This is a genomic window from Pseudomonas sp. 1928-m, assembly GCF_029269135.1.
GTDB lineage: Bacteria > Pseudomonadota > Gammaproteobacteria > Pseudomonadales > Pseudomonadaceae > Aquipseudomonas.
This window is the reverse complement of sequence record NZ_JARIXO010000007.1, coordinates 20,704-30,788: the sequence shown is the minus strand read 5'-3', so window position 1 is coordinate 30,788 and position 10,085 is coordinate 20,704. Positions and strand designations below refer to the sequence as shown.

Sequence of the window (10,085 nt, the reverse complement as noted above, 5' to 3'; positions counted from 1 at the left end):
CACGCCTCAATCCAGCGGCAATTCAGTAGTGCGTTTGACCTCGCTCATGGCGATATGCGAGTGCGCTTCGTGCACATGCGGGCGTTGCAGCAGGTGGTCGCGCAGAAAGCGTTCATAGCTGGCGATGTCCTTGGCCACCACCTTGAGCAGGTAATCCGAGCCGCCGGCCATGGTGAAACACTCCAGCACCTCGGGGTAACCGACCACCGCCTGCTCGAACTCTTCCAGGTTGCTGCGCCCGTGCGCCGACAGTTTGATATCGACAAACACGGTGATGCTAAAGCCCAGTTGCTTGTGGCTGAGCAGGGCAACCTTGCGCTCGATAATGCCTTCTTCCTGCATGCGATGAATCCGCCGCCAGCAGGGCGATTGTGACAATTCCACCTTCTCGGCGATCTCGGCGGCAGAGAGGTCGGCGTTGTGTTGCAGCAGGCGGAGAATCTTGCGGTCGATGGGGCTGAGTTTTTCTTGCATGACTGTTCCGGGTTTTTTGTTCTTGTTGGATTAATCATGCGCAGTATCTGCAAAACGGCCAGCAAAAAGAAATAAAAAAGCCGCGCGCTCCGTTCATATTCTTGGCCATGCGCCTTGTGTGGTGATCCCGCACTAGGCTTAACAAGGGTGGCATTCACCGTTGCCAACCCAGCTCTCGATAAAAATAACAGGAGCACCACCATGTCTCTGGCCGAGATCCGCCTGGATGACAAGTACCGCCTTGCCACTGGTCACCTGTACCTCACCGGCACCCAGGCACTGACCCGCCTGCCCATGCTGCAGAAGCAACGCGACGCCGCCCATGGCCTGAATACCGCGTGCTTTATTTCCGGCTACCGTGGCTCGCCCCTGGGCAACCTCGACAAGAGCTTGTGGGACGCCAAGCAGTACCTCAAGGACAACCACATCCACTTCCAGCCGGGGGTCAACGAAGAGTTGGCCGCCACCTCGGTGTGGGGCAGCCAGCAGACCAGCCTGTTCCCCGGTGCGCGCTACGACGGCGTGTTTGCCATGTGGTACGGCAAAGGCCCGGGTGTTGACCGTTGCGGTGATGTGTTCAAGCACGGCAACTCGGCCGGCGTTTCCGAGCATGGCGGCGTGCTGCTGCTGGCTGGCGACGACCATGGCTGCAAATCTTCGAGCATTGCCAACCAGAGCGAGCATGCGTTTATCGCCGCCTCGATCCCGGTGCTGAATCCGGCCAACGTTCAGGAAATTCTCGATTACGGCATCATCGGCTGGGAGCTGTCGCGCTACAGCGGTTGCTGGGTGGCGCTGAAAACCATCGCCGAGAACGTCGACTCTTCTGCCGTGGTGGATGTCGACCCGCTGCGTATGCAGGTGAAGATTCCCGAGGACTTCCAGCTGCCGGAAGACGGCGTATATATCCGCTGGCCGGACCCACCCCTGGCCCAGGAAGCGCGCCTTAACACCTACAAGATCTACGCCGCCCGCGCCTTTGCGCTGGCCAACAACCTCAACCAGATCAAGCTCGATTCGCCCAACCCGCGCTTAGGGATTATCACCACCGGCAAGTCCTATCTCGACGTGCGTCAGGCCCTGGATGACCTCGGCCTGGATGAAGCGCTGTGCGCCCAGGTTGGCCTGCGCGTGCTCAAGGTCGGCATGAGCTGGCCGCTGGAGCCCGTGTCGGTGCACGAGTTCGCCGAGGGGCTGGACGAGATTCTGGTGGTCGAGGAAAAGCGCAGCATTATCGAAGACCAGCTCACCGGTCAGCTCTACAACTGGCCCGTGGGCAAGCGTCCGGTGGTGGTTGGCGAGTTCGATGAAGCCGGCCATTCGCTGCTGCCGAACCTCTCCGAACTGACCCCGGCGATGATCGCCCGCGCCATCGCCAAGCGCCTCGCACCGATCTACAGCAGCGCCAGCATCGACGAGCGTCTGGCCTTCTTGGCGGCCAAGGAAGCATCGCTGGCCGCGCCAAAGCACACTACCGTACGCACCCCGCATTTCTGTTCCGGCTGCCCGCATAACACCTCGACCAAACTGCCGGAAGGTAGCCGCGCCCAGGGCGGTATCGGTTGCCACTACATGACCCAGTGGATGGACCGCAACACCGATACCTTTACCCAGATGGGCGGTGAGGGTGCGACCTGGATCGGCCAGGCGCCGTTTACCGACACCCCGCATATCTTCCAGAACCTCGGTGACGGCACCTACTTCCACTCCGGCCAGCTGGCTCTGCGTGCGGCCGTGGCCTCCGGGGTGAATATCACCTACAAGATTCTCTACAACGACGCCGTGGCCATGACTGGCGGCCAGCCCATCGACGGCGAACTGCGCGTCGATCAACTGAGCCAGCAGGTGTACGCCGAAGGGGTTAAACGCATCGCCCTGGTCACCGACGAGCCGGAGAAGTACCCAACCCGCAACACCTTCGCACCCATCGTCACCTTCCACCACCGGCGTGATCTGGACGCTGTGCAGCGTGAGCTGCGCGAGTTCCAGGGCTGCTCGGTGCTTATCTATGACCAGACCTGCGCCACCGAGAAACGCCGTCGGCGCAAGCGCGGCAAGCTGGTCGACCCGCAGAAGCGTGCCTTTATCAATCCGGCGGTGTGCGAGGGTTGCGGCGATTGCAGCGTGAAATCCAACTGCCTGTCAGTGCTGCCGCTGGAAACCGAACTGGGGCGCAAGCGCGAGATCGACCAGAACTCCTGTAACAAGGATTTCAGCTGCGTTGAGGGCTTCTGCCCAAGCTTTGTCACCGTGCACGGCGGCAGCCTGCGCAAACCTACGGCCGTCGGTCTAGGTGCGCTGTTTATTGCCTTGCCGGAGCCGCGCCAACCGGCGCTGGATCGTCCCTGGAATATCCTCCTACCGGGTGTCGGCGGCAGCGGTGTCACCACCGTCGGCGCATTGCTCGGCATGGCTGCGCATATCGAAGGCAAGGGCTGCAGCGTGCTCGATCAGGCTGGCCTGGCGCAGAAGTTCGGCCCGGTGATCACCCATATCCGGGTTGCCGCCAAGCAGGACGATATCTTTGCCGTGCGCATTGCCGCCGGGGAAACCGATCTGCTGCTGGGTTGCGATCTGGTGGTGTCAGCCAGCGAAGAGGCCCTGGCCAAGCTGAATGACAAGATCGCCCATGCGGTGGTCAACAGCCATGAAGCCGCCACCGCCGAATTCACCCGCAACCCCGATGCTCAGGTGCCTGGCGCGGCCATGCGCGAGGCGCTGATCGAAGCGGTCGGCGCGAGCAAAACCCACTTCGTCGATGCCAGCCGCCTGGCCACCCGCCTGCTCGGCGACAGCATCGCCACCAACCTGTTTATGCTCGGTTTCGCTTACCAGAAAGGCCTGGTGCCGGTTTCCGCCGAAGCCATCAACAAAGCCATCGAGCTTAACGGCGTGGCCGTGCAGCTCAATCAGCAGGCCTTCCTCTGGGGCCGTCGTGCAGCTCATGATGCGGTTGCGGTGGAGCGTCTGGCCAAGCCGGAGGTGATTGAAGCCCCACATTGTCAGACTCTGGAAGACATCATCGCCGACCGCATTGTGCGTCTGACCGCCTACCAGAACGCCGCCTACGCCGAACGCTACCGCGAGCAGGTGGCGCGGGTGCAGCAGGTCGACAAGAGCGCCGACCAAGCACTGAGCAAGGCCGTGGCGCGGTACTACTTCAAGCTCTTGGCCTACAAGGACGAGTACGAAGTGGCGCGGCTGTACAGCGACGGCAGCTTTATCCGTCAGCTGGAGGCGCAGTTCAGCGGCGACTACCGCCTGGAGTTCCACCTGGCGCCGTCCTGGCTGAGCAAGCCGGATGCCAGCACCGGCGAGCCGCGTAAGCGTCAGTTCGGAGCCTGGATGCTCAAAGCTTTCGGCGTACTGGCCAAGTTCAAATTTCTGCGTGGCACACCGCTGGACCTGTTCGGCTACAGCGCCGAGCGCAAGCTAGAGCTGCAGTTGATCGACGACTACGAGCAGGATCTGGACTACCTGCTCAAGGAACTCAACGCCGACAACTACCGCACCGCGCTGGCCCTGGCCGAGCTGCCGGAGCAGATCCGTGGCTATGGCCACGTCAAGGAACGCAGCCTGGCCAAGGTGCGCGAGCAGAGCGCTCAGCTCAAGGCGCGCATGGTCGTCAGCCAGATCGCCGCTGTGCAGCTGTTTGAACCGGCAGCATAAACCCCCTCCATCCTCTATGTAGGAGCCAGCTTGCTGGCGATCTTCGGGCATTAGTGACACGCCTTGATCGCCAGCAAGAACTAGGCGCCCCCTGGCTCCTACAAAAACCAAACAACAAGAACAATCAAGGAACTCCCATGTCCGTGTTTTCCCATATCGATTTCGACCACCACGAGCAGGTGGTCTACGGCCACGACAAGGCCAGCGGCCTGCGGGCGATTATCGCCATTCACAACAGCAACCTCGGCCCGGCCCTCGGCGGTTGCCGCATGTGGCCCTACGCCAATGACGATGAAGCGCTGCGCGATGTGTTGCGCCTGTCGCGCGGCATGACCTACAAATCGGCCCTGGCCAATCTGCCGCTGGGTGGCGGCAAAGCCGTGATCATCGGCGACCCGCATACCGGCAAAAGCGCGGCGCTGTTCCAGGCCATGGGTGATTTTGTCGACAGCCTCGGCGGCCGCTATATCACCGCCGCCGACTCCGGCACCGGCGTTGCGGAAATGCAGATCATGGCCGAGCGCACGCGCCACGTATCCGGCGCCGAGCTGCGCGAAGCCTTCGCTGGCGGCACGCGCAATGGCGACCCGTCACCGTCCACCGCCTACGGGGTGTTTATCGGCATCCAGACCGCAGTCAAACACCGCCTGGGCCGTGATGATCTCCACGGTTTGAAAGTCGCGATCCAGGGGGTAGGGCAGGTGGGCTTCGACCTGGCGCGTCAGCTGAAAGCCGCTGGTGCCGAGCTGTGGGTAACCGATATCGTCGAGGCCAATGTGCGCCGTGCGGTCGAGCAGCTGGGCGCAACCGCCGTGACGCAACAGGCGATTTTCGGCCTGGATGTCGATGTATTCGCGCCATGCGCCATGGGCGGCATCATCAACCAGCAAACCCTGGAAGCCCTGCGCGCGCCGATTATCGCCGGGGCCGCCAATAACCAGCTGGCCGATGCCAGCCTGGCGGAAACCCTGCGCCGCAACGAATGCCTGTACGCGCCGGATTACGCGATCAATGCCGGCGGCATTATCGATGTCTGCTACGAACGCACCGGCGGCAGCGCCGCCCAGCTCAAAGCGCATATCGAAGGCATCGGCGCGACCCTGGAACAGATCTTCCAGCGCGCCGATGCGGCAAGTAAAACCACCGTAGAGATTGCCGATCAGTTGGCCGAAGAGCGCTTTGGCCGTTAAAAACGCCTGACTGTTGCCCGCCCTACTGGCACGTTTTACAAAACCTGTAGGAGCGGGCTTGCCCGCGATGTTCTTCCGGTCACTTTGGTTCGCGGGCAAGGACTGGGCGTCCCCCCCGCTCCTACAAAGGCCTCTGACAGCTAGAAATAGCGTCTTAATCCAGCATCAGCGCCAAACTAATCCCATGCGGCTTAAACCCCAAGTTTGCATAAAAGGCATGGGCGGCCTCACGGCTCTGGCTGCTGGACAGCGCCACCTTGTAACAACCCCAGGCGCGGGCGCGTTCGATGGCTTTGCCCATCAGCGCCTGGCCAATCCCCAGGCCGCGCGCCTCAGTATCCACCACCACATCTTCCAGAATCGCCGAGCGGGCAAAGTTGTGCGCCAGGTGCTCGATCAGGTTGACCGTGCAGGTGCCGAGCAACTTACCGTCACGCTCGGCCACCAGCACCACACGGCTCACCGGCAGCTCGCTCAGGCGCAAAGCCAGCAGCTTGGCATCGGCACGCGGCTCATCGGGCGCCAATTGTTGCAGCAAGGCCGCCAGGGCGGCAGCATCGTTAACGCTGACCGCACGCAGGTGAAAATCGGCAAAAGGCGAATCCGGCAGATGATGCGAAGCAGCAGGGCGCATGGCGATCTCCTCTCCTTATGACAACCGGTTGGCAGTCAGTTGGCAGTATGGCGCCGAGATGATGGCAGCGGCATGACAAACGCCTGCGGTCTCGCTAAGATGCCGCCCGCTGGTAGCCCGTCTATCCAGCCTCGGTTCCCATAGTTCAATGGATAGAATAAGCCCCTCCTAAGGGCTAGATACTGGTTCGAATCCAGTTGGGAACGCCATCTACTGCAGCACGTTAGGGTTGTTATCAAATGCCTGGCGGGTGCTTGCGCTACTCAGCGCTTACGTCGTTTATCCCCGAAAGCAAAAAGCCCCGAAACTGGTTGGCTTCAGGGCTTTGGGTTCTGGAGCGGGTGATGGGTTTCGCTAAGCTCAACCCATCCTACGACTACGAGCTAAGTTCTCTTTCTAACTGAATCTAGAAAAAAGCACGGATAGATTTTCTGGCTCAATTTCCATTACCTGAGTGCCTTGGCGCTCGAAATATTTTTTCTTATATAGTGATGGTTTTTCTTGGCCTTCTATCTCGAAAACAAATACTGTTTTGTCATAATAGCTTACGCACTTCATGTGCGAGTTAATGTATGACTTCAACGGTTCTGATAAGTCAGATCGTCTGACCTCATCCGTTATTTTTTGGAAAAGCTGGTCTAGGTTTTTACCTAAATGAGCTGCTTCATGCTCTACGCCGGTAACTTGAAAGCCTCCGAAAGTTATAGGGTTTACACCAAATAGATTGGTAACGCGTAATGCGGTTTTTGTGTTGTCTGCTACGCCAACAATCACATATCCCCTGCAGCCCCTTCTGATATTGGAAATTGCCGCGCAGGTTTCAAATATTTTCTCTAGAGAATTTTGATCGAATGTTGGTTTTTCAGAAAGCTCCAAAAATCCTTGTTTGAAATCATATGCAGCTTGTTCAGTTTTAGAGTTTGTTAGAAGGTTCTGAAGTTTTGTAACCCAGTGAACTTTGGCTGGGTCCGGGTTAGGGTCAGTCTCAAAGAATTTCTGGATCATGCCTATAACGGAGTCAACTGCTGCTGCTCTGTTTTCTGCACCCCAGCGCCCACCTTCTTGGATCGAAATGTGTCTGCCTTTATTTTTTAACGCATTAATAACACCATTGCGGTCGGTGACAATCAAACCTTTCCGAACGATCAGGTCATGTATTGCTAGAAATACTGATTGGAAATAGCGTGGTATAGGGTTTCCGACGTTTTGATTGGGAAATAGAAGGTTGAAAAAGCTACCTCCATATTGTGCCAATATTAACTCTAAAGTGTCATGGCTTCTCTGATAATCCATGTCTACGAGGTCAGGATTACGTCTCCGTATCGATTGATCTATGCTGTTGAATCTATCAAGGCTTGCACCTTCTAATGGTGTTGTTGCGCCATAGTAGTCATCAAAAAGCTCAGTTCTGGATGCAACAGGTTCGTCAGAAACCATGTATGCGACAATATCTGCGATTAGCTCTTCGTCGCGACTTTGGCGTAAATGATCTTTGCTTAGTATGCCATTTTTCACCCAGAAAACTTCATCTGCATTTATTCCGTAATCCAAGTCGGAGTTAGTAATGCTGATTGCTTTCATGTCATTCAGGAACAGCAAGCTTGAGTTTGATGAGTCTCCTCGGATACGTGACGAGATAACTCTTACACAGTCCGAGAATGAATTTATGGCACCTGCAACTCTTAATTCTTGACGAGAGAGCTGACGGCCTCCGGAGTTAATTCTCCTGAACACTTCATCCACTGATTCTCCATCAGCAAACTCGTAAATTGATAGGGGTACTGGATATGCAGCAATGAAAAGGCAATTCTCTCTTGCCATTACAGGTGTTTTTTGTGCAAGTACTCCTCGGTCAAGCATGTCTTTAGTTGTGGCAAAAGTGTTAAGGTCAAAATATGTTCCGTTGACTGGAAAGTCGTTGTTTATAAATGATGTTATTGCATCCATTCTTTGCATGCCGTCAATTATTTCTAGTGCCCCGTTCTGGCTGTTTTTAGGGTCTGCCAAAAGAATAATTGGAATTGGATAGCCGTTGATGATTGAGTCTATAAAGCTTTGTTTTTCATCAAGCGTCCATATTAGCTTTCTTTGATAGCGCCGATTAACTAAATATTTTTTGTCTCTGTAGCTGATGAATATACGTTCAACTTGTTCTCCGCGAACAATTAGCTCTTGCTGTGGTGCTGCCATGTTACCTCCTAAATACGATTAGAAATTTCCATTATCGGGCGTACCAGTGGTTAGCTACTTCTTGTGCAATCGTCCCCGCGTCGGGGGACTCGAATATTGGTTGGCTTTGTAGTAGCCCGGGCTGGTTTTCCCGCCATTAGGCGTACTGCAGGTAAATTTTTATAAGCAGATCTGTTGTCCCGGCGCTGATGCTCTTTTCTCTCGTTCAGCACCTTCCGCAGTTCCCGTCCCTCAAGATGGGTCAATGCCGAACATAGTGGATTAAAGCTAATAGATACGGAAGGTCTTGATCCGTAAAGCTGGCATTACGCCACTGTTGATGCCCAGGCCGAAGCATGCGCTGCCTGCATGGCGATCTGCTGCAGGGCAAAAGGGAAGGTTTTGCCGGATCACCTGCAAGATGTACTGCGGCCAAACCCAATAGCCGGCCCACTCCCGACCCAGCCATCTCCCAAAAAGCAAAAAGCCCCGAAACCGTTTGGTTTCGAGGCTTTAGATTCTGCGATTTGGAGCGGGCGATGGGAATCGAACCCACAGCTCTAGCTTGGGAAGCTAGGGTATTACCACTATACGACGCCCGCAGCGGGTGCCTTTATACCGGAAGTCTTGGTTGAAATGAAGTCCGCGCCCCGGTTATCTGCAATAACGCGGTGCGGGCGCGGGTGTGTACAGGCTTCATACGGCCAGCGCGTGGAGTACGTCCATCTGTGGGCGGTAGTGGGTCTGGCGCAGTGGCTTGCTCTGCAGGAAGCCCAGCAGTGCGGCCTGGCTCTGCAGCCATGCGGCTTTGTGTTCCATGTCGAGGAAGTGCCCGGCGTTGTCGATGGTGACGAACTGGCAGTCGTTCAGGTGCTTGGCGAACAGGCGCACGTCGGCTGGCGAGGTGTAGGCGTCGTGTTCGCCGTTGACGAATAGCAGCGGGATCTCGATACCTGCCAGGCACTGCATCTGGCAATGGGCGTCGAGGTGCAGTACCTGGTGCACATGGGCATGCATTTGCTGGTATTCGTGGCTGTCGAGGCTGCTGATATGGCGATGGTTATAGCGCTTGAACAGCGATGGCAGGTAGCGCCCGATGGTGCTGTTGACCAGGTGACCGAGTTGGTCGCCGTCGAGGGCGTGCAGATGGGCCAGGCCTTGTTCCAGGTAGTCGACCATCGGCTCGTTGAGCAGCGGCGAGAAGGAGGTGATCACCGCCTTTTCAATACGCGCCGGGCGCTGGGCCAGGGCCAGCATGGCGGCGACGCCACCCCAAGAGAACGACATCAGGTGGTCGGCGCGGAACTGTTCGATCAGTTCAAGCAGGATGCTGGCCTCGTCTTCCTTGGTGATCGGCTGGTGATGATGGTTGTGCGGCTTCGACTGGCCGGCATAGGGCTGGTCATAGAGCACCACATTGAACTGGGTACGCAGGTATTTGACCGTTTGCGCGAAGGCTGCGGTGGTGGAGAGTGAGCCGTTAACCAGGATGATGGTCTTGCGCGCGCTCGGATTGGCGTAGAACTCCGTGTAGATCTTGTAGATTCCGTGAACATCGACGACAGCGGTAGCTGGCTTCATGTCGTTTCCTCCTGGCGCAAAAGTGGGCATGGCAAAACGGCGGTGCCGTTAAACCGGGCTAAGCAGGACAATCAGGAAAGCGCCTGGACGTGACAGCAAGATGTCAGGCTGGAGGATTTTATAAGTTATTTATTTTCAATCAGTTAGGGCTGAAATAGAGCATCCGTCCACGACCTTTTGGCAGGTGTGGAGTGGCGTCTTTGACCAGGCAGGAACCCATTTCGCGCAGTGCGCAAGTAACCGATGGAACGCTTAGATGGCTTGCGTGACTGTTCGGTCACGATAAGACCTTATGGTTTGATTTAAGCAGCCGTGCTCCTGCTGGCGCAAGTGAATATTGGGATATCGAACAACCGTTTGTCGGTTAG

Annotated in this window: 6 protein-coding genes and 2 tRNA genes; 3 read left to right on the top strand and 5 right to left on the bottom strand. The window is 56.9% G+C overall.

Annotated elements, in window-relative coordinates; genetic code table 11:
• Window positions 1-6: 6 nt before the first annotated feature.
• Window positions 7-474, bottom strand: a complete 468-nt coding sequence (locus P3C18_RS18350) for an Lrp/AsnC family transcriptional regulator (RefSeq protein ID WP_136665833.1) — start codon at window positions 472-474, stop codon at window positions 7-9.
• 201 nt (window positions 475-675) lie between these two features.
• Here P3C18_RS18350 and P3C18_RS18345 point away from each other — a divergent pair, with 201 nt between their 5' ends.
• Window positions 676-4,143 carry an indolepyruvate ferredoxin oxidoreductase family protein gene (locus P3C18_RS18345; protein WP_275963251.1) on the top strand — a complete coding sequence of 1,156 codons (3,468 nt, stop codon included), beginning with the start codon at window positions 676-678 and terminating at the stop codon, window positions 4,141-4,143.
• 137 nt (window positions 4,144-4,280) lie between these two features.
• The gene (locus tag P3C18_RS18340) at window positions 4,281-5,333 is read left to right on the top strand and encodes a Glu/Leu/Phe/Val dehydrogenase dimerization domain-containing protein (RefSeq protein ID WP_275963250.1); all 1,053 of its coding nucleotides are present in this window, start codon (window positions 4,281-4,283) and stop codon (window positions 5,331-5,333) included.
• 154 nt (window positions 5,334-5,487) lie between these two features.
• Here P3C18_RS18340 and P3C18_RS18335 read toward each other — a convergent pair whose 3' ends face one another.
• Complete coding sequence (locus tag P3C18_RS18335) at window positions 5,488-5,967, bottom strand: GNAT family N-acetyltransferase (RefSeq protein ID WP_275963249.1); 480 nt, start codon at window positions 5,965-5,967, stop codon at window positions 5,488-5,490.
• Between the two features lie 134 nt (window positions 5,968-6,101).
• On the opposite strand from P3C18_RS18335, the gene P3C18_RS18330 reads away from it, so the two are divergent.
• Window positions 6,102-6,176, top strand: a tRNA-Arg gene (locus P3C18_RS18330).
• Window positions 6,177-6,363: 187 nt separating this feature from the next.
• Here the strand turns inward: P3C18_RS18330 and P3C18_RS18325 are convergent.
• The 3 genes from P3C18_RS18325 to P3C18_RS18315 all read right to left on the bottom strand — a co-directional run bounded on the left by P3C18_RS18325 (window position 6,364) and on the right by P3C18_RS18315 (window position 9,717).
• Window positions 6,364-8,157 (bottom strand): DUF262 domain-containing protein, encoded by a 1,794-nt coding sequence (locus P3C18_RS18325; protein ID WP_275963248.1) that lies wholly within the window; start codon window positions 8,155-8,157, stop codon window positions 6,364-6,366.
• 507 nt (window positions 8,158-8,664) lie between these two features.
• Window positions 8,665-8,738, bottom strand: a tRNA-Gly gene (locus tag P3C18_RS18320).
• A 94-nt stretch (window positions 8,739-8,832) separates the two neighbouring features.
• Entirely contained in the window at window positions 8,833-9,717 is an 885-nt protein-coding gene (locus tag P3C18_RS18315) for an alpha/beta hydrolase (RefSeq protein ID WP_275963247.1), read from the bottom strand.
• Window positions 9,718-10,085: the final 368 nt, after the last annotated feature.